The 20,304-nt window shown below is 55.5% G+C and carries 20 protein-coding genes; 9 read left to right on the top strand and 11 right to left on the bottom strand.

Translation table 11 applies throughout. The features are described 5' to 3' along the window. Positions 1 to 196: 196 nt before the first annotated feature. Both AC5Q5A_RS12725 and AC5Q5A_RS12720 read left to right on the top strand, forming a co-directional pair. A complete protein-coding gene (locus AC5Q5A_RS12725) occupies positions 197 to 523 on the top strand; it encodes a hypothetical protein (RefSeq protein WP_008889749.1) in 327 nt (108 codons plus the stop codon). A gap of 200 nt (positions 524 to 723) precedes the next feature. Beyond that, positions 724 to 948, top strand: a complete 225-nt coding sequence (locus tag AC5Q5A_RS12720) for a hypothetical protein (protein ID WP_493895499.1) — start codon at positions 724 to 726, stop codon at positions 946 to 948. A gap of 31 nt (positions 949 to 979) precedes the next feature. Here the strand turns inward: AC5Q5A_RS12720 and AC5Q5A_RS12715 are convergent, their stop codons facing one another. The 7 genes from AC5Q5A_RS12715 to fsa all read right to left on the bottom strand — a co-directional run bounded on the left by AC5Q5A_RS12715 (position 980) and on the right by fsa (position 6,513). Beyond that, entirely contained in the window at positions 980 to 2,368 is a 1,389-nt protein-coding gene (locus AC5Q5A_RS12715) for a glutamine synthetase family protein (RefSeq protein WP_493895498.1), read from the bottom strand. Between the two features lie 68 nt (positions 2,369 to 2,436). Beyond that, on the bottom strand, positions 2,437 to 2,928 hold the full coding sequence (locus AC5Q5A_RS12710) for a class I SAM-dependent methyltransferase (RefSeq protein WP_493895497.1): 492 nt from the start codon (positions 2,926 to 2,928) through the stop codon (positions 2,437 to 2,439). A 97-nt stretch (positions 2,929 to 3,025) separates the two neighbouring features. After that, a complete protein-coding gene (locus AC5Q5A_RS12705) occupies positions 3,026 to 3,631 on the bottom strand; it encodes a glutathione S-transferase family protein (RefSeq protein ID WP_296990006.1) in 606 nt (201 codons plus the stop codon). A gap of 86 nt (positions 3,632 to 3,717) precedes the next feature. Then, positions 3,718 to 4,023, bottom strand: a complete 306-nt coding sequence (locus AC5Q5A_RS12700; protein ID WP_493895496.1) for a YrhK family protein — start codon at positions 4,021 to 4,023, stop codon at positions 3,718 to 3,720. A gap of 86 nt (positions 4,024 to 4,109) precedes the next feature. Then, the gene (locus tag AC5Q5A_RS12695; protein WP_493895495.1) at positions 4,110 to 5,060 is read right to left on the bottom strand and encodes a tyrosine recombinase XerC; all 951 of its coding nucleotides are present in this window, start codon (positions 5,058 to 5,060) and stop codon (positions 4,110 to 4,112) included. Then, entirely contained in the window at positions 5,039 to 5,728 is a 690-nt protein-coding gene (locus tag AC5Q5A_RS12690) for a DUF484 family protein (protein ID WP_008889756.1), read from the bottom strand. Before AC5Q5A_RS12690 ends, AC5Q5A_RS12695 begins: the two co-directional genes overlap by 22 nt. 128 nt (positions 5,729 to 5,856) lie before the next feature. Continuing rightward, the gene (fsa, locus tag AC5Q5A_RS12685; RefSeq protein ID WP_008889757.1) at positions 5,857 to 6,513 is read right to left on the bottom strand and encodes a fructose-6-phosphate aldolase; all 657 of its coding nucleotides are present in this window, start codon (positions 6,511 to 6,513) and stop codon (positions 5,857 to 5,859) included. A gap of 171 nt (positions 6,514 to 6,684) precedes the next feature. On the opposite strand from fsa, the gene AC5Q5A_RS12680 reads away from it, so the two are divergent. After that, a complete protein-coding gene (locus AC5Q5A_RS12680) occupies positions 6,685 to 8,916 on the top strand; it encodes a primosomal protein N' (RefSeq protein WP_493895494.1) in 2,232 nt (743 codons plus the stop codon). Between the two features lie 26 nt (positions 8,917 to 8,942). Here AC5Q5A_RS12680 and AC5Q5A_RS12675 read toward each other — a convergent pair whose 3' ends face one another. Continuing rightward, entirely contained in the window at positions 8,943 to 9,770 is an 828-nt protein-coding gene (locus tag AC5Q5A_RS12675) for a substrate-binding periplasmic protein (RefSeq protein WP_493895493.1), read from the bottom strand. Positions 9,771 to 9,843: 73 nt separating this feature from the next. Between AC5Q5A_RS12675 and AC5Q5A_RS12670 the strand changes: the two genes are divergently transcribed. From AC5Q5A_RS12670 to atpC, 6 genes are all read left to right on the top strand, one after another. Continuing rightward, entirely contained in the window at positions 9,844 to 10,161 is a 318-nt protein-coding gene (locus AC5Q5A_RS12670) for a nucleotide pyrophosphohydrolase (protein WP_493895492.1), read from the top strand. A gap of 458 nt (positions 10,162 to 10,619) precedes the next feature. Next, a complete protein-coding gene (locus tag AC5Q5A_RS12665) occupies positions 10,620 to 11,177 on the top strand; it encodes a F0F1 ATP synthase subunit delta (RefSeq protein WP_040823053.1) in 558 nt (185 codons plus the stop codon). Then, positions 11,177 to 12,709 carry a F0F1 ATP synthase subunit alpha gene (gene atpA / locus AC5Q5A_RS12660; RefSeq protein ID WP_008889762.1) on the top strand — a complete coding sequence of 511 codons (1,533 nt, stop codon included), beginning with the start codon at positions 11,177 to 11,179 and terminating at the stop codon, positions 12,707 to 12,709. The genes AC5Q5A_RS12665 and atpA overlap by 1 nt, the downstream gene beginning before the upstream one ends. Positions 12,710 to 12,739: 30 nt before the next feature. Further along, a complete protein-coding gene (locus tag AC5Q5A_RS12655; RefSeq protein WP_008889763.1) occupies positions 12,740 to 13,630 on the top strand; it encodes a F0F1 ATP synthase subunit gamma in 891 nt (296 codons plus the stop codon). A 52-nt stretch (positions 13,631 to 13,682) separates the two neighbouring features. Further along, positions 13,683 to 15,101, top strand: coding sequence for a F0F1 ATP synthase subunit beta (gene atpD / locus AC5Q5A_RS12650; protein ID WP_008889764.1), 1,419 nt, complete (start codon positions 13,683 to 13,685; stop codon positions 15,099 to 15,101). A 41-nt stretch (positions 15,102 to 15,142) separates the two neighbouring features. Continuing rightward, positions 15,143 to 15,547, top strand: coding sequence for an ATP synthase F1 subunit epsilon (atpC, locus tag AC5Q5A_RS12645; protein WP_008889765.1), 405 nt, complete (start codon positions 15,143 to 15,145; stop codon positions 15,545 to 15,547). A gap of 100 nt (positions 15,548 to 15,647) precedes the next feature. Here the strand turns inward: atpC and AC5Q5A_RS12640 are convergent, their stop codons facing one another. The 3 genes from AC5Q5A_RS12640 to ccmI all read right to left on the bottom strand — a co-directional run bounded on the left by AC5Q5A_RS12640 (position 15,648) and on the right by ccmI (position 20,285). Beyond that, on the bottom strand, positions 15,648 to 18,230 hold the full coding sequence (locus AC5Q5A_RS12640) for an ABC transporter permease (protein WP_493895491.1): 2,583 nt from the start codon (positions 18,228 to 18,230) through the stop codon (positions 15,648 to 15,650). A 23-nt stretch (positions 18,231 to 18,253) separates the two neighbouring features. After that, the gene (locus tag AC5Q5A_RS12635) at positions 18,254 to 18,700 is read right to left on the bottom strand and encodes a response regulator (protein ID WP_008889767.1); all 447 of its coding nucleotides are present in this window, start codon (positions 18,698 to 18,700) and stop codon (positions 18,254 to 18,256) included. Positions 18,701 to 19,022: 322 nt separating this feature from the next. Further along, complete coding sequence (ccmI, locus tag AC5Q5A_RS12630; protein ID WP_493895490.1) at positions 19,023 to 20,285, bottom strand: c-type cytochrome biogenesis protein CcmI; 1,263 nt, start codon at positions 20,283 to 20,285, stop codon at positions 19,023 to 19,025. Positions 20,286 to 20,304 lie beyond the last annotated feature (19 nt).

Raw genomic sequence — 20,304 nt, 5'->3', positions numbered from 1 at the left:
CCAAAAATATTCATATGCTTGACGCTGCAAATATTTTTTGATTCTCAAATTTCCAATATTTTATTGGCCTGGGCATTTTTGTCCGTTGTTAATCCGAAAACTTTGATCTGTCTGTAATCCGAGTCAGTGTCCGACGGCGGGAATGGTCCCGATCGTTTGGCCTGTCCAACGCGCATTCCGGCGCAAGGAGCCTTTTTTGACCAATCGTACCACTTCGAGAATTCTGAATTTCACACGTCCGTTCAGCATGCGTGGCCTTGCAGAAGTCCTTCCGGCCGGATCCTACAAGGTGATTACCGAAGAAACCCAGGATGAAAAGCTGACATACCCGACATGGCAGTGGGTTTCGACGCAGATTCACCTCAATACGAACTCGGATCGCCCGGACACTTCACGGGTTCTCAGTGTCGAGCCCCGCGATCTTGAAGTCGCATATCTCCGCGATCAGAAAACCATGGATGCCCGCCCGCAAGTGGCCTTCTCGGCGCGCAAATCAAACAACCGTGCAAAGCGCGCTTCCTAGCGCTGCACGCTGCCGATAGTCCTGGTCAGACCAATCTGACCAGACGGCACTTTTTTCAGAAAATCCCATATATTCCCGTTTATTAGTCGATCTTTTCAGGGCCAACCGCTGTTTCATGACAGGGTTGCAGAATGGGAAGTTTGCCTTGGCCCCAGATGCGCCCATAACATCCATAACTGCTGCAAATGAAAGTCTTTGTTATGGATTGGGTTCCGATCGCCTTTGGCACGTTCAAGGTTGTCGCACTGCTGACCGCGATGTTCTTTGCCATCAAGTGGCATTACGACCAAGGTCAAAAATACGGAAGACAAGCGGTCCTGCGCGCCAGCGCCAAAATCACTGGCGTCTTCGTGTTCGCACTCTTGGTCGTCGGGGGCATCACCCTGGCACTTAGTAACTTCCTTGGTTTGGACCTAAGTTACTGATCACTGTGGCAGCGCCCCCGCAGATAGGGGATCAGACGGAAAACCCGTAATATTCCCACTCTGCCGCTGACACCTTCAGCGCCATCTGTTCGTATTCGGCCTGTTTGATTTTGGTGAATGCGGTGTGGAAGCGTTCGCCAAGCGTGCGTTTGTTGAACTCGGACGCGGCAAACTGATCAATCGCCTCAAGCCAATGACGCGGCAGGTCGTTTGGTGCCTTTGCTTCGCCGATTTCATCTTCACATGGTTTGCCCGGATCCACTTTGCCTTCGATCCCGTCAAGGGCAGCACCCAGTGTCACAGCTGCGACCAGATACGGGTTGGCATCAACCCCGGCAATACGGTGTTCGAAGTGGCGCGTTTTGCCCGGAGTGCCGGGCACGCGCAATGCCACAGTGCGGTTTTCAACACCCCAGTCATCAGATGCCGGTGAATACATCGCGGATGCAAAGCGACGCCATGAATTCATGAACGGGGCGAGGAGCAACATCGTTTCGCCAATTGTGCCGCGAATGCCGCCAATTGCATTAAGCATCAACGGGCTTAACGATCCATCCGCCTGATCGGCAAACAGGTTATTGCCATCCTGGCCTGCAAGCGACAGATGCAAATGCATGCCCGATCCGGCTTCATTGCCGAACGGCTTGGGCATAAAGACGGCTTCCTTGCCAAAACGTCGTGCCACCGTGCGGATCAGGCGTTTGGCGATAATGACGTCATCGGCCGCGCGCATCAGATCGCGATAGCGGATGGTCATTTCATACTGGCCCGGGCCATATTCCGAAATCAGGGTTTCCAGCGTCAGATCAAGATGCTTGGCACCCTCATAGACCGCATCAAAAAGCGGTGACATCTCGTCAATTTCATCGACCGACATGGTGTTGCGCAATTTGCTGCGCCGTTTGGTGATGGCATAGGATGCCGGGTGGTAAAGCCCTTGCGCATCCGGGGTCTGATCTACCAGATAGAATTCAAGTTCGAACGCGCCCATCGGATAGAAGCCAAGGTTTTCAGCCCGTTTGACCTGCGCGCCAAAAACATTGCGTGGATCAACGTCATGCGGCGCGCCGTCTTCTTCATACATGGCAATCAAAAGCTGCCCGCGGCCGGTATGGGGCAAATAGCCAAGTGTGCCCGGCACTGGCCAGCACCGGCAATCGCCGCCGCCGCCAGTTTGCACGAGGCCGCAATCATCAACATCCTCGCCACTGACATCCTGCCCGAACAAGGAGCTCGGCAAGCCGCGACCGGATTTATAGATACCCTCAAGTTCGTGACGGCGGATCGTCTTGCCCCGGCCAATGCCGTGAAAGTCGGTCAGGATGATGTCGATGGCCTCGACATCAGGATATTTGGCCAGAAAGTCCTGTGCTTCGGACAGTTGACTTCCACTGGGCGATGGGGCGTTTGCGGTGGCCACGGCACGATTTCCTAAGATGCTGATTGGGCTTTGCGGTTACAGAGCCAATTCCAAAACTGGGCGCGATATTAGCCCTGATAACGACGGAAGAAATAGCGATCTTTTGGAACGCCTTCGGGCAGCGGTTCGGCAGTCGTGCCCGGCACATCGATTTTCTGGTCCGATGCGACAATGGCACCCTTGATCAATGCCGGGGGCAGGGTCGATCCGATAAAGGACGCGATCTTGGCATTCAGCGCCTCGTCCCCGGTGCCGACATCGGAATGGACCAGTGCGACCTTGCCTTTGAAGCGCTCAACCGCCTTCGGCAGAGTTTCAAAGATATCGCCAAGGAACAAATGGTCATCATCGGGGATGCATTTCGGGTGGGCGGCGATTTGCCGGTCAAAGACGAAAATCTCGCGGTCGGGCATGATTTCGCGCAGGTGATCAAACGTACGCCCGTTGCCAAGCCCGACTTCAAGCACGATACCGTCCTGATCCTTGATCATTTCTGCTGCCGCATTCAGGCAATCGCGTTGGGCTTGAAGGCGGCGGATAACGCTGTTCAGACGGGACATTGTGCAAAAGGCTCCGGGTTGTTTTTTAGTGGCTAAGCACTTGATTTAAAAGCTTTGCCCTTTGGCGCAAGCAGCATTGCGCCAAAGGGCATCAGTCTCAGGCGACAAACTTGGTGGCCTCAAAGGCCGGAACGCGCGCATCAAAGGTTTCAAGCCATGTGACCAGCGTCGGATAGCTTTCACGCCATTTGCCCTCAAAACGCAGATCAAGATAGCCCAGCGCACAGGCAATCGCGACATGGCCAATTGTCAGGTCACCTTCCAGTGACGGGGCATTGGCACTCAGATGATCAAGGGATCGTTTGACCTTGTCCGCCTGATAGGACAGCCAATCGCCATGGCGTTTTTCTTCCGGGCGCATCCGGCTTTCATAGACCTGCAGGATGGATGCATCGACAATGCCGTCGCCCAGCGCCTGAAGGGTAAGGGCTTCCCACCGTGCGTCGCTTTCGGTGGGATGCAGGCTGGTGCCATCGACCTGCGCATCAAGATATTCACAGATCACGCGGCTATCGAAAATCTTGCGACCGTCCTCAAGGATCAGGATCGGAATCTTACCCAGCGGGTTTTGCTGGCGCAGGGTATCTGCCGGGTCGTTGGTGTTGGAATCTTCAACCGTCAGCTGGTCATAAATGCCAAGCATCTTGGCAACGATTTTGACTTTCCGGCCAAACGGTGACGGGCCACTCGAACGCAATATCATGGTTTTCCTCCGGGCATATCAGGTGTTTGCCCGCAGTCTAATGGCGAAAGGTGATCGCTAGGAACCGAAATTTTGCGAAAAGATTTTCAAGACCCGGCGCGGTTGCTGGCAGAACCCGGCTCAGCCCTATCGTGTTGCCCCTCGTCACCCAGTCCGGCCAGATGCAATTCACGGGCAAGCCGCACGGCAGGCCGACCGGCAAAGAACACCGATCCGATGATAAATAACCACGTCCCGGCCTTGACCGTTGCGTCATCAAGAAACAACACACTGCCAATGATAAACAGGACGGCCGCCAAAAGGTCGATGACCGAATAGGCAATTTCATAGGCGCTGTAAATCTGGCGATGGCGCGGGCTGGCGTCAAAGCGGCGGGATCGAAATAGCTTCATCACTGGATCTCTTTCGCGGAGCTGTGTCTGGGCATCCAACGCCTGAGCGCGCAAAACGGTTCCGGTGCGTGTTCTGGCGTCGTGTCCTAACGGCGGGCGCGCGGATGGGTGCCGTTATAGACCGCCATCAATTGTTCGGTATCAACCGCGGTATAGCGCTGGGTCGTTGAAAGCGATGCGTGGCCGAGTAAATCCTGAATGGTGCGCAAATCACCACCCCCGGCCAAAAGGTGCGTCGCAAAGGAATGGCGCAGCGCATGCGGGGTGGCGGTATCGGGCAGGTTTAAAAGTTCGCGGACCTTGCGCATTTCACGCTGGGCGACTTGTGCCACAAGCCGATTGCCGCGTGCGCCCAGAAACAGGGGATCATCGCCATTGGGCGCAAACGGGCAGGTGCGGACATAATCCTCGATCGCGTCGCGCACGATGGGCAAAACCGGGACAAGGCGTTGTTTGTTGCCTTTGCCGGTGATCACCATCGAATCCCCGGTAGGGCGTTGATCGGCATTAAGATCAAGCGCCTCTGAAATACGCAGGCCGCAACCATACAGCAGGGTGAAAAGGGCGAGGTTACGTTTGCCAAGCCACGGTTCATCCTGCCAGGCATCGGCATTCTCAAGCACCGCCATGGCGTCATCTGGCGCCAGCGGTTTGGGCGTTGATTGTGGCAGTCGGGGGTTGCGGATGGACTGCACGGCGGCATTCTGACCGCGCCCGGACCGTTCAAGAAACCGATAGAAATTACGAAGGGAAGATAGCGCACGCGCGGTCGACGTTTTGGCCATACCATCCATGCTGCGGCGCGCCAGCCAGCTTCGAAAATCGCGCGGATTCAGGCGCAAAAGATCCCTAAGCGTCGGTGTTTCACCGAGATGATCCTTGATGAAACCCAGAAAGGCATAAAGATCGGCCAGATAGTTGTCGGTTGTGTGGTTGGACGCGCGACGCTCATTGGCAAGCCAGCCACGCCAGTCGGCAATGGCGTCGCGCACATCCTGTGGCAGGGTGATGGCGGTCAGACCGTTTGGGTCAGCCATCGACGCACACCAAACTCGATAACGGATGCCAGGAACATGATCAGATCATTGGCCTGTGCCGGGCTGAAATAATCCGGTTCCTTGACGCCAAAGGCAACAAGCCCGACCGGATCGCCATAAAATGGTGCCAGGCGCACAATTGCCGCAGACCGGATTTCAGATGCCTTCGGGCCAAAAATCGCTTCGTCACCGGCATCATCTGGCAACAGCCAGACATCGTGCTCGTCGCCCAGAACCTGATCAACCGCACCGACAACAAGGCGGCGCACCCGGCCATCACAACTTGGGACCGGGGCCTCTTTGCATTCTTCAAAGCACAGCGCAATCGCATCAAGATCAAGAAGCTCTGGCACTAGGTCCTGAAGCGCTTCGACAAAGGTTTCAAACCCGCGCGCATTCAAAAGTGCCAGAACCGCACGGTGAATGCGGCTTTGGGTTTCGAGATTGGATTTGGAAATATTGATCAGTTCGCTGGTCGCACCGCGCAGCTTTTCACGTTCATCGCGCAGGCGAGCAACGACATATTGCTGCATGTCGGCAACGCCATTGCCCAGTTCGCGCATCGGCAAATCAAGACTTTCAAGCAAGTCCGGGCGCGTAGTGAAGAATTCAGGATGTTCGGCAAGGTAGTCCGCCACATCGTCGGCGCGCAAAGCTGTCTTTTCCATCGGTTCCGGCTTGAAAAGTGAGAAACAAAAAACCCGGCTGCCACAATGCGGGCTGCCGGGTTAAATGCATGTTAAAAACCACGCGCGATGCGGGTTTTTATATGTCTGTCGCGATCAGCGATCCAAAATCAGAGGATCGACTGGCCGGTTTTTTCCCAATCGGCGAGGAAGGCTTCAAGGCCCTTATCGGTCAGCGGGTGTTTGGTCAGCTGGCCCAGAACCTGCGGCGGGATGGTGACGACGTCAGCACCGAGACGGGCCGAGTCGACAACATGCTGCGGGCCACGTGCCGATGCCACGAGGACTTCGGTGGTCCAGTTCGGGTAGTTGCCATAGACATCAACGATGTCAGCAATCAGCTGCATACCATCCGAGGAAATGTCATCCAGACGGCCAACGAACGGCGAAACATAGGTCGCACCTGCTTTGGCAGCCAGAATAGCCTGACCAACCGAGAAGCAAAGCGTTACGTTGGTCTGAATGCCTTCATCGGTGAAGGTACGGCAAGCCTTGAGGCCATCAGCAGTCAGCGGCAGCTTGACGACGACATTGTCGGCGATTTTGGCAAGCTTGCGGCCTTCGGCAACCATGGTTTCGTAGTCGGTCGCAGCAACTTCTGCGCTGACCGGACCGTCAACAACTTCACAAATTTCCTTGATCAGTTCGAGAAACGGTCGGCCAGACTTTGCTACCAGCGAGGGGTTGGTGGTGACACCGTCCACGAGGCCGGACATGGCCAGTTCGCGGATTGCGTCGATGTCAGCGGTATCGATGAAAAACTTCATTGGAATTCCTGTTTAGGACCTGTTGTTCAATGATGCGGTTAGCTGCTAGGTTCTGGATCATCTGATGACGGAACCAGATCCTTGCTGTGGGACCGTTTGTTTCTGTGCCCATATGTCTGGCGTTCCTGAAACGGCTCGGTCTGATGGGCAACCTCACGGGGTTTATAATATATGCGTGCCGCAAAGGCCACCTCTGGAAATTTGTTTGCGAATGATCCGGCCTTTGAGGTAACCGCCCAGACCGTGAGCGTTCTGCCGCCGCTGCCTTTGGCAGGTCCTTATGACTATCTGGTGCCCGAAGGCGTTTCTGTTGCACCCGGCGATTTCGTTGAAATTCCCCTCGGCCGTCAAACCCAGCGCGGTGTCGTCTGGGGCGATGCCAAGGGCGATGTTGACCCCGCCAAGCTGCGTGAAATTTTCGGTGTTTTGCCAACCCCGCCGATGGCCGATGTCACCCGCAAGTTCATTGATTGGGTATCGGCCTATACCATGGCGCCGCAAGGGGCTGTGTTGCGTATGGCCATGAGCGTGCCCGACGCGCTTGAGGCCCCCAAACCGATCTTTCGATTTACCCTTAATCCGGAATTTGACGCTACATCTCTGCGCATGACGCCGCCGCGCAAACGCGTTCTGGCGTTTCTGGGGGATCATCCGCCGATGGAGCAGGGCGATATCCTGCGCGAAACCGGTGCCGGGGCGAGTGTGATCAAGGGATTGGTCGAAGCTGGCGCTGTGCAGCGCCTGATGGTCACCCCGCCATCGCCGTTTGAAGCACCTGATCTTGATATTCCGCGACCGGACTTGTCGCCCGAACAGAACGAAGCCGCAGACGCCCTGTGCGCGCGCCTTGATGATGGGGGCTTTTCCTGCACGCTTCTGGATGGTGTGACCGGGTCGGGCAAGACCGAAGTTTATTTTGAACCGGTCCGTGCCGCCCTGGCACAGGGCAAGCAGGTTGTGGTCCTGTTGCCGGAAATCGCACTTTCGGCCCAGTGGCTTCAACGTTTCCGCGACCGGTTCGGTGTCGAACCCGCCCTTTGGCATTCCGAAGTCGGGCAGGCCAGGCGTCGTGATACCTGGCGGGCGGTGGCCGATGGATCAGCCAAGCTGGTTGTCGGGGCCAGGTCAGCCCTTTTCCTGCCCTATCATGACCTTGGCTTGATCGTGGTCGACGAGGAACACGAACACGCCTTCAAGCAGGAAGATGGCGTGATGTATCATGCCCGCGACATGGCGGTAACACGTGCGCATCTCGGCAACATTCCCATCGTGCTGGCGTCTGCGACCCCATCGCTTGAAACCCTGGCCAATGTTGAAGCCGGGCGCTATCAGCATGTTCAACTTGGCAGTCGTCATGGTGTCGCGGTGTTGCCAAGTGTCGAGATCATCGATATCCGTCAGGACAAACCCCAACGCAATCGCTGGATCACGCCGACGCTGAAAAAACGGTTGGCAGAAACCTTTGCCAATGGCGAACAGGCGATGCTGTTTTTGAACCGCCGGGGCTATGCACCGCTTACCCTGTGTCGGGCCTGTGGTCATCGGTTCCAGTGCCCGAACTGCACAGCCTGGCTGGTCGAACATCGGGCGTGGGGCAAATTGCAATGCCATCATTGCGGCTATCAGGCCAAGGCCCCGGATGCCTGCCCGTCCTGCGGGGCGGAGGGCAAACTGGCCCCCTGCGGTCCGGGGGTGGAACGCCTGTATGAAGAGGCGGTTGAGACTTTTCCCGATATCCGGGTCGAGGTCGCGACATCCGATAACATCATGGGGCCCAAGGCCGCGGCACAGCTGATTGATCGCGTGCATAATCACGAAGTCGATCTTCTGATCGGCACCCAGATTTTGGCCAAGGGCTATCACTTCCCGATGCTGACGCTTGTGGGGGTGGTTGACGCCGATCTAGGTTTGGCTGGCGGCGATTTACGTGCGGCTGAACGCAGCTATCAATTGCTGACCCAGGTGGCTGGCCGTGCGGGCCGTGGTGATCGCCCCGGTACGGTGATGCTGCAAACAGCTGATCCAGCCAACCGCGTGATCAAGGCAATTGCCGCTGGTGATCGTGATGCCTTTAACGAGGTGGAGCTATCGCAGCGCATGACCCATGGCATGCCGCCACACGGTCGGCTGGCCGCCCTTATTATAAGCGGTAAAAAGGAGAGTGAAGTTGATGAGGCCGCCTGGCGGATTGGCCGGGTCGCGCCGCGCGGTGATGGCCTGATGGTTCTGGGCCCGGCACCCGCACCTTTGTCGCTTTTGCGCGGGCGTTATCGTCGGCGCTTCATGATCCGGGCCGACAAATCGGTCAAGATGCAAGCCCTGATCCATGACTGGCTCTCAAAGGTCAAAACACCGGGCAGTGTGCGCGTGCAGGTCGATATCGACCCCTACAGCTTTATGTGAGTCGCGATTGCTTCGCGTCGTGTCGCTTATTGCGAATATTGCGACTGCCACCAGTCATACCCGTCCGGTCCAAGGTATCGTTCAAAGATACGAAGCAACCGGCCGTCATCGCGCATTTCGCGGATGATTTCGTCATACCGGCTCAGGAATGCTTCCTTGTCGGGATAATCGGACGCCTTTGAGAACACATTATAATAGGGCGCACGACGCAGTGGTGGATACAGAAAGGCGATCTTGTTGCGATAGCGATTCTGCAGGCTGTCATAAATGGTGTTGAGGTAATTGACCGGTACCGCGTCAAAGCGGTTTTGCAGCAACATCGGGATCAGAAGGTCACTGCGGGCCACTGTCTGGATATCAAGACCGGAATTCCAGAAGGCGCTGGTATAGGAATAGTCGGCCGCCGCCCCGATCCGAACCCGTGCGAGATCGGAAAACTCCTCGAACCGGATTTTTTCTTTGTCCTTGGCCCGGATTGCAAATCGCCAATCCAGCAGCAGATGCGCCTCATTGGGATATAGCAGGAATTCAGCGCGCTCGTCATTCATCGAAAGCGTCAGGACGATGTCCGATTGGCCGTTGCGGGCGTTATGCAGCAAACGGCTGCCATTATCGACAAAACGGAACACATAATCCCGGATTCCCATAGTGCGCAGCACCTCGGTCATGATGTCGATATCAATCCCCATGGGGTCTTCATGGCCAACCCATTTCAGCGGGGCTTCTTCTAGACCCTCGATAACAAGGGTGCGGGCCGAAGGGCTTTTCCACGATAACAGGATCAGGCACACTGCTGCACAAAGGCAAATTCCCAGTTCAAGGAAGCTTTGTTTTCGTGCCGTTGGCGTCTTCATTGTCGTTCCTGTTGTCCTGAAAACGGCGCAGGTGCATCTGCTGTCATATTATATTTAAGGAGTTAATTTGATAATGCTTTGTGAAAGTAATAACGAATCATCTGAAAATCAGCGCAGCATGTGCGATTGGGCAGAGCAGACATTTGGCCCGGTCAGTGATCCGGCGTCACTCGTAGACCGGGCCCTTCTGGAAATGCACGAACTTGGTGACGCGGTTCAGGATCGCGACATCAGCGAGATCGGCAAAGAGGCCGCCGATGTTCTGATTTTGCTGTATCGTCTTGCTGATCAGTTCGACCTCGATCTTGATCAAGAAGTTCAGGCCAAGATGGCGATCAATCGGTCAAGAACCTGGGTGTCAAAGGGTGATGGCACAGGATCACATGTCTGAAACCATCGATGTCACTTGACTTATTGTGACGATACCTCTCGATGATCCGGCCTCCAGATGGTTCTGCTGGGCCACCTCAAGTCTCGGTCAGGTGTGAAGTTGGTTACAGTTTCGACCGGTTTATCCCGATAATTGCCGCCACGATAAAAACCAACTCTGTGCAATTCGGGGATTCGTCGGCTGAATCAGGATTTCATTAACCTTGCGGGCCCATCCCCAACCATAGGCATCTTATTAAATAGTTGTAAGCCTGCCTTAAAAATGGGCGATTTCGGGGTGTTTTGGCCGAACTTTGCCAAAGAATGGAAAAGAGGGCGCAATTGCGCTTGCGCGGGGGTTGCCCACTCAAAGGACATGTGATACCAAACGCTCGCTTCCCGGAAGGAAACCCTTTCGGGGGATCATTTTTTTATACGTATCCGAGTCGTTCTCATAACCAGAATTGAGGGCTTTCACCGGTGTCCCAAAATACTGCCGCGACCGGGCTCCAAGGGCGCTACGCCACAGCACTATTTGACTTGGCCAACTCGGCCAACCAGCTTGATGCTGTCAAAAGCGATCTTGAATTGCTCGACCAGGCCATCGCAACCAGCGATGACCTCCGGAATGTACTCCGCAGTCCCGTGATTTCCCGGGACGTGCAGGCCAAGGCGATGGCGGCTCTTCTGGACAAGCTTGGCGTTTCCGAGTTGACCAAGAAGACCGTAGGGCTTCTGTCTCAGAAGCGTCGTCTGTTTGCCCTGCCGGATGTCATTGATTCCTACCTTTCCATGCTCTCGGCTCACAAGGGCGAAGTTACCGCACAGGTGACCTCGGCTTCCGAGCTGAAAAAAGAGCAAATCGAAGCCGTTACCGGCGCTCTCAAAGAAGTTGTCGGCGCCACTGTAAAAGTGGACCTTAAAGTTGATCCGGCTGTTCTTGGCGGTCTTGTCGTCAAGGTCGGTTCCCGGGTTTTTGATGCCTCGCTTCGTACTAAACTGCAGAAGCTCGAGCTCGCTATGAAAGGGGTTGCGTGATGGAAATCCGCGCCGCGGAAATCTCCGCTATTCTTAAGGATCAGATTGCCAATTTTGGTGCTGAAGCCGAAGTTGCCGAAGTCGGTCAGGTTCTGTCTGTCGGTGACGGTATTGCCCGTGTTTACGGTCTGGACAACGTCCAGGCTGGTGAACTCGTTGACTTCCCGGGTGGCATTAAGGGCATGGCCCTTAACCTCGAAGAAGACAACGTTGGTGTCGTGATCTTCGGTTCTGACCGTTCGATCAAGGAAGGTGACCAGGTTAAACGTACTGGCGCCATCGTTGACGTTCCGGTTGGTAAAGAACTTCTCGGTCGCGTTGTTGACGGTCTGGGTAACCCGATCGACGGCAAAGGCGAACTGGGTGCAAAAGAACGCCGCCTTGCTGACGTCAAGGCACCGGGCATCATCCCGCGTAAATCGGTTCACGAGCCGGTACAGACCGGTATCAAGTCGATTGACTCGCTGATCCCGATTGGCCGTGGCCAGCGTGAGCTGATCATTGGTGACCGTCAGACCGGTAAAACCGCCATCATCGTTGACACCATTCTGAACCAGAAGCCGGTGAACGATGCAGCGAAATCCGACAGCGACAAGATGTTCTCCATCTATGTTGCAGTTGGTCAGAAACGTTCGACCGTTGCACAGGTTGTTAAGGTCCTTGAAGAGCGCGGCGCGATGGAAAACACCATCATTGTTGCTGCGACCGCATCCGACCCGGCACCGATGCAGTTCATCGCACCGTTCGTTGCTTGCGCAATGGGTGAGTACTTCCGTGACAACGGCATGCACGCAACCATCTTCTATGATGATCTGTCCAAGCAGGCTGTTGCTTATCGTCAGATGTCGCTGCTGCTTCGCCGCCCGCCGGGACGTGAAGCATTCCCGGGTGACGTCTTCTATCTGCACTCCCGTCTGCTGGAACGTGCGGCAAAGATGAATGACGAAAACGGCGCTGGCTCGCTGACCGCACTTCCGGTTATTGAAACCCAGGGTAACGACGTTTCGGCGTTTATTCCGACCAACGTGATCTCGATCACCGACGGTCAGATCTTCCTTGAAACCGACCTGTTCTACAAAGGCGTACGCCCGGCTGTGAACGTTGGTCTGTCGGTTTCGCGTGTTGGTTCGTCCGCACAGATCAAAGCGATGAAGCAGGTTGCTGGCTCGATCAAGCTGGAACTCGCTCAGTATCGTGAGATGGAAGCATTCGCACAGTTCGCATCGGATCTTGATCCGGCAACCCAGAAACTTCTGGCCCGTGGCGCACGTCTGACCGAGCTGCTCAAGCAGCCGCAGTACTCGCCGCTCAAGGTCGAAGAGCAGGTTGTTGTGATCTACGCTGGTGTTAAAGGCTATCTCGACAGCATTCCGGTGAACAAGGTTCGCGCCTTCGAAGAACAGTACCTGTCCGAAATTCGTTCGGCTGGCGCTGATATCCTCGATGCGATCCGCACCGAGAAAGTTCTGTCCGATGACAGCGAAGCCAAGCTTAAAGCGTTCCTCGACAAGTTCGCGAAAACCTTCGCGTAAGACTGAAACTTAGGCGAAGGAGGAAACGCAATGGCTAGTTTGAAGGATCTGCGCTCGCGCATTGCCAGCGTCAAATCGACGAGGAAGATTACCTCGGCGATGAAGATGGTGGCAGCCTCCAAGCTCCGTCGTGCACAGGATGCAGCGGAAGCAGCCCGTCCCTATGCTGAACGCATGGGGACGATGCTGGGCCGTCTTGCAACTGCCGTCGGCAGCAATGAAGGGGCGCCAAAGCTTCTGGCCGGTACCGGTAAGGATGATGTGCATCTGCTCGTCGTCTTCACCGCGGACCGTGGCCTTTGCGGTGGTTTTAACGCATCGATCGTCAAAGCAACCCGTCTGAAAGCCAAAGCCTTGCAGGCTGAAGGCAAGACGGTGAAGCTGATCTGTGTTGGCCGCAAGGGTGCAGATGCGCTCAAGCGTGAATTTGGTGACAATATTGTCGCCCGGTATACTGGCATCGAGGGCAAGAAGGGGATTGATTTCTCTTCGGCAACCGAGGTGGCAGACAAGGTTCTGGCGCTTTACGACGAAGGCGAATTCGACGTCTGCACGATCTTCTACAACAAGTTCGTGTCCGCGATTTCGCAGGTGGCAACCGCTCAGCAGCTGATCCCGTTCACGGGTGAAGAAGCAGACGAGCAGGAAGAAGCAACTGGTTCTTCTGCGGTTTATGAATACGAACCGTCCGAAGAAGCCATTCTGGCTGATTTGCTGCCGCGTAACGTTGGCGTCCAGATTTTCGGTGCAATGCTTGAAAGCAGCGCATCTGAACACGGTGCGCGTATGTCCGCGATGGATAACGCAACCCGCAATGCCGGCGATATGATCGACCGACTGAGCATCCAGTACAACCGCTCACGTCAGGCTCAGATCACCAATGAACTGATTGAAATCATTTCCGGCGCCGAGGCTTTGTAAGCGGGTCGCAGGAAGTTAACGGATAGCTTTGTCCGAGCAGGAGACAATAACTATGGCGAACAAGAAGGCGGGGAAAATTTCCCAGGTAATGGGCGCCGTCGTCGACGTTAAATTCGACGGCGATCTGCCTCCCATTCTGAATGCGCTGCATGTTGACAACAACGGTCAGCGTCTGGTTCTTGAAGTTGCACAGCACCTTGGTGAAAATGCGGTCCGTACGATCGCAATGGACACCACCGAAGGTCTGCAGCGCGGTCAGGAAGTCACCGACACCGGTGATGCGATCTCGGTTCCGGTTGGTCCGGAAACCCTTGGTCGTATTCTGAACGTTATCGGTGAGCCGGTTGACGAACGTGGTCCGGTTAATGCAGCCAAGACCTCTCCGATCCACCGTGAAGCACCTGACTTCATCGACCAGTCCACCGAAACCGAAATCCTTGTGACCGGCATTAAGGTTATCGACCTTATCGCGCCGTACACCAAGGGTGGTAAAATTGGTCTGTTCGGCGGTGCGGGCGTTGGTAAAACCGTCCTTATCATGGAACTGATCAACAACGTGGCAAAAGGCCACGGTGGTTACTCGGTCTTTGCGGGTGTTGGTGAACGTACCCGTGAAGGTAACGACCTCTATCACGAGATGATGGAATCGGGCGTTATTAACCCGGAAGGCGAATCCAAAGCTGCACTGGTCTATGGCCAGATGAACGAACCCCCGGGAGCACGTGCACGTGTTGCTCTGACCGGTCTGACCCTTGCGGAATACTTCCGTGATGAAGAAGGTCAGGACGTTCTGTTCTTCGTTGATAACATCTTCCGCTTTACCCAGGCTGGTTCGGAAGTGTCGGCACTTCTCGGTCGTATCCCGTCTGCTGTGGGTTATCAGCCGACGCTGGCAACCGACATGGGTGCGCTGCAGGAACGTATTACCTCGACCAAAAAAGGTTCCATTACCTCGGTTCAGGCAATTTACGTCCCGGCCGATGACTTGACTGACCCGGCACCGGCAACCTCGTTTGCCCACCTTGACGCAACCACCACGCTGAACCGTCAGATTGCCGAGCTCGGCATCTACCCGGCAGTTGACCCGCTCGACTCCACTTCGCGTGCTTTGGATCCGGGCGTCATTGGTCAGGAACACTACGAGACCGCGCGTGAAGTTCAGCGTGTTCTTCAGACCTACAAAGGTCTGCAGGACATCATCGCCATCCTCGGCATGGACGAGCTTTCGGAAGAAGACAAACTGGTTGTGGCACGTGCCCGTAAGATCCAGCGTTTCCTTTCGCAGCCGTTCCACGTTGCAGAAGTCTTCACCGGTACTCCGGGCGTGTTCGTTCAGCTCGAAGACACCATCAAGGCTTTCAAAGCGATCTGCGCTGGTGAATATGACCACATGCCGGAACAGGCATTCTACATGGTCGGCACCATCGAAGAAGCCATCGAAAAAGCCAAGAAGATGGCCGAAGCTGCCTAAGGCAGCTTTGGTCCCCCTCCGGCTAAGGAGCGAGGATTGTCATGACTGATACGACTGTACTGGAACTAGTTTCACCGTCTGCCCTGCTCAAATCCGAGCCGGTCGAGATGGTCGTTGTTCCGGGCACGGACGGGAATTTTGGTGTTCTGCCCAAGCATGCGCCGATGATCTCGACCATTCGTCCGGGTGTCATCGACATCTATGCAGGTGGTAAGGTTTCCGAACGTATCTTCGTTGCTGGTGGTGTTGCCGAGGTTAATCCCGAGCGTTGCACCATTCTGGCAGAAGAAGCGGTTCCGGTTTCCGATTTGAAAGCTGACGAAGCACAGGCCCGTCTTGAAGAGGCTCAGGCCGCTCTCAAGTCTGCCGAGACTGCACACGACAAAGCCAATGCCGAGCGCGCGCTCGACATTGCTCGTGCACAGATCCAGGCCCTGAGCAACTAAGCCTGCTTTCAGAAAATCATTTAAAAAAGGCCGTCCTGATGGGGCGGCCTTTTTTTGTTATCTAACGTGGTTTTTGATCGTCTTGGAACTTCCGGGTGGCCTAACTGCGCCAACCCGTCTGCGCGCGCAAACTTGCGGCCTGCAAAATCCAGCCACCCCCAAACCCAAGCACCACGATCGCGCCAAATGCGGTTGCGATCATCGCTCCGGCGATTATTGCGACCTGCGCCAGATCAATGGTGCCGATGGCCTGTGCGGCGATAATTGCAATTCCGCTGCCTGCCATCAGCCCGACCAGTCCAATGATCGCAACCATCAGTCCGGTTTCAAGCGCCCCCGTTTGGCTGATTTGACGCGGCCGAATACCAAGGGCGCGCAGCATGGCTAGTGTCTCTGTCTGGCGCTGGCGCAGCGCAATCAGCCCGCAAATAATCACCAGAACCGCGCCAAGGGTCGCAAGTGCCGTGATCGCGAACAGCCCCGCCACCACGCTGTCAAACAAGCGGGTCAGTTTTGCCAGAACGTCGTTAACGAAAATCACCGGGATGTTGCGATAAATCTCAAGCATCGGGGCCATTGATGCCCTTGCATCCATCGTATCGTTAAGCTGCACAGCACTGATCACCCCATGGTCAAAGGCCGGCGACATTGGCGACAGCACAATCGGGAAATCAAGGTCAAGCCGTGTCCAGTCAATCTGACGCAGATTGGCAATGCGGACGTTATGGGGCTTTCCCATGATATTGACCGTCAGGCTGTCCCCGACAGCCGCACCGATTGCCTGTGCGACACCGGCGTCGATGGATGCCAGACCTTCGTTAACGCTCTCTGGCGGCCACCACTGGCCATCTGTAAGCGTGCTTTGGCTCATGTTTGCTGTCGGACGATCCGTCCATGACATGCCCCGGTCGCCGCGCAGGAACCAATGATAGCGCCGTGGTACTTGGGCCTGCGTCAATGGCACGCCGTTCAGATGCGTGACACGACCGTGCAGAAACGGCATCTGGGTGACGCTTTGAACACCATCAGCACGCAGGACATCTGCCTGAAAGGCCTCTTGTGCGGTTGGCGGGATATCGAAAAACAACACATCCGGGGTCTGGGACGGCAAGACCGATTTCAAATGCTGACCCGCCAAGATACCAAACAGCATAACCGCGGTCAGACATGCCATCGCCAGACCAAAGGACGCGGTAATGGTCACGGTCGGCGCAGAGGGCCGCGCGATATTGCGTAATGCCAGACGAAGGGTTGGGGAAAGGTGATGTCGTGTTGATAACCTTCCTGCGATGGCCCGGATTATCCGCCCGAGACCGACAAAAAGAACCTGGCACCCGACAAGAACCGCCAACAAGACAAGCGAAAACCAGCCAAGGTCAATCAGGGCACTGGCAATGCCAAGCAAGCTGCATGCAATGACGGCCTTTATGATCATGAGCTTGGTCGAACGGCTTTTTAACGTGCCCTGCGTTTCACGGTGATCCTGATGGCGAAACAGGCAAGCCGGCGAAGCTTCACTGGCATGGCGGATCGGGTTGATAGAGACAAGGGCAACAAAGCCGAAAACAAAGCCCGTAATCAGCGGGCCATTCTCAAAAGTTGGCCGTACTTCAAAACCAAACATTTCGGCGAACAACGGGCCAAGCACCGCGCCCGCGATTACAGTCAAAACAACCGCAATCAGGATGGCGAAGCCAGTAATAAGTCCCATTTGCCAGATAATGCTGGTGGCAACTTCCTGTGGCCGGGCGCCCAGACTGCGCAGGGTCGCAAAGCGGGGACGTCGCGTGGCAAGGTCGGCTGTCAGGGCATTTCGAATGGCACTTGTCGCGATGGCAAAGATCGCAATTCCCATCAGGCTGACGAAGGCGGACGCGAAATCCCCAATGCGTTCAAGCCCGGGGACGCCGTCCGCCGCACTGACAATCCGCCATCCGCTATCTGGAAATCGGTCCTCGATGGCGGCAATAATCTGATCCGGCGATCGCGTGTTATCAAGTGGCAGTTTTATCCGCAAATACCAGTAAACCTGCTTGCCTGGTGCCAAAAGTGGGCTGTTGCGATACGCATCCAACCCGACAATCACGCGCGGACCAAGTGAGAACAACCTGAATTTGCGTTCGGGTTCGGCGGCGATGCGCGCGCGGATCTGATAGGGCTGCCCCCCAAGATAAAGGGTATCGCCAACCCTGTACCCGCCGTCTTCAACCAGTTCGGGGCCAACAACAATACCGGGTGTGCCATCGCGGGTGCCAAGGGCTTCCGAAAGCGGAATGTCTGGCGACAGTGCCAGATTGCCAAAAAGCGGATAGGGGGCATCAACCGCCTTCAGTTCGGAAAGCACGGCCGGTTGATTATCGGATGGCTGGGCCATCACCCTTTGTTCGATTGTCAGGCTGAGGGTGCCAAGCGTTTCAAGAAAGGCAATTTCATCAATCGTCGGTGCCCGGTGAAACAGACGCAGCGAGATATCCCCGCCGATGGTCTGTTGTGCGGACTGACGCAACCCATCGCGAACCGACTGGGTCAGACTGACGGTCAGGACCAGAATGGTTGCGGCAAACACAAGGGTGGCAAACAGGGTAATAATGCCGATACCGGGCTTGCGCAATTCACGCAGCGCAATCCTAAGGCTGGTCGGGATGGACTGGGATGTCAAAAGCAGAGATGTCGGGCGGCGCACGGCAGTCTCTCTCTGGCAGGGGGTTACGGCGTGGGGGTCAACGCCAGTCCCAGCCAGAAGGATTCGATCATTTTCATCAGCTCGATGAATTCTGTCACATCAACCGGCTTGCGCAAATAACAGTTTGCCCCGGCGGCATAGCACAGATCGACATCATGCTCGGCACCGGATGTTGTCAGAACGATTACCGGAATGGATGCGCAATTGGGATCATTGCGGATATCGCGCAACATTTCGCGGCCATCCTTGCGCGGCATGTTGAGGTCCAGAAGAATCAGGCGTGGGCGCGGTGAATTGCGATACGGACCATCTTGCTGCAAAAACTGCAGTGCGGTCATCGCATCCTTTACGTGATGCAATTCAACCGGTTGTTTGAATTCCCGAAGTGCTTCGCGCACCAGGCGCGCATCACCAGGATTATCTTCAATCAACAACAGGTTGTTTATTGAACCGTTCTTTTGATCCGGCATGCTGATCCGCTATCCTTAGGGATGAGCTTTTGGTGCGCATGGTCATCCCTGATCTTTTGTTTTGTGAGCCTGTCAATATATTGATCCTAAAGAAAAAGATGGCCCCCACCATCGAAAGGTATTCTTTGGAATCAAATATATGATGTATTTCTTATCTATCCTTAAGTCTTAATTTCATACCTCAGCACGAAGTTCAATTCAATAAGACTTCAGTAAAGTTGCAGATATTATCCGACTGTATGGGATATAATGGTTCAAAAGTGCAGGGAAAAGAGTTTCTGCAAAACAATTTTTATCGGCAATATCACCGATAAATGCCTGCTCAGTTCGCCGAGATGCCGATTTCTTGTGCCAGCGAGTCGAATCGGGCAATCAACTCTGGCTGGTCGGCAAACACCGAGCTGGCCTTCTCGAACGCCGCCTTGGCATCGTCTTCCCGGCCCAGCACCATATAGGCCTGCATCAGGCGGGCCCACCCCTCGGGATTGTTCGGCTCGGCCTCCAGCCGTTCGGCCAATCCATTGACCATCGACATGATCATTTGCTGCTGCTCTTCAGGTGTCATTTCCTGCGCGGCGGCGATATCTTCCTGACTTGGGCCGGGGGACGTGTTTTCGGCAAGGTTCAGGCGTCCTTCAATGTCTATCCCTTGGGCCAGGGCGGCTTCGTTGATCCGGCCAACCACCATCGGCAACCACGGGGCATCGTCCGGTGCCCCATTGGCAAGCGCGATCCAGCGATCAACCGCAGCACCGACATTGCCTTCCTGTGCGTCGGCAAGGCCAAGATAAAACTGGATGCGCGGATCGGTACTGTCGGTTTTTTCGGCTTCGCGCAGCACGCCACGGACGGTTGTATTGATTTGGCCGTTATTGCTGCGGATCAGGCTTTCGGCATACATGGCCAGATAATCACCGTCACGTCCCGACCGCTTGACGGTTTCAAGAAACGCGGTTTGCGCTTCTTCCGGGCGGCCAAGAGCCATCAGGCTGGCACCCAGCAATTCCCACGCCCGCAGATCATCTGGATTTTCCAGAAGCCTTTGCGACAGGTCGCTGACAGCACGATTAAGTACCGACTGGCGGTCTTCATCCGCCGTCTGGGCTATCCTCACGGCATTGATTTCATCGGTGCGGCTGGTGATCGGGCGGTCTGGCATGGTCGGATTGCCAAGATCAAGATAAAGCCCGAACCCACCAGCAATGAACAGCACAATAAAACCGGCGGCAATGGCCCGGACGGGCTTGTTTGCCAATGTCTGCTGGATGGTGTCAGTGGGCTGTTGCTTTTTAATGCGCTGATCGGCTGCCAGAATACGACGCTGCACTTCGATGCGCGCCGCATCGGCTTGTTCTGCGCTTAGAACCCCGCGCGCAATATCACGGTCAATCTCGGAAAGCTGATCACGATAAACCGCCAGGTCGCGTGAAAGTTCGTTTTCCGGGCTGCCATCCCCAAGCTCTGATGCGGACGACGCATCGCTTGCCTCATCCGATCCAGCTGTACGGTCACCGCCAAAAATCGGCCACAGAATGAACCCCACAAGCAGCAGGGTAATCGCGCCAAGAACAATCCAGATGGTCATTATTTAGGTATCCTGTCCT

Source organism: Thalassospira sp. CA1, from assembly GCF_059052855.1.
This window is presented reverse-complemented; position numbering and strand designations above follow the sequence as displayed.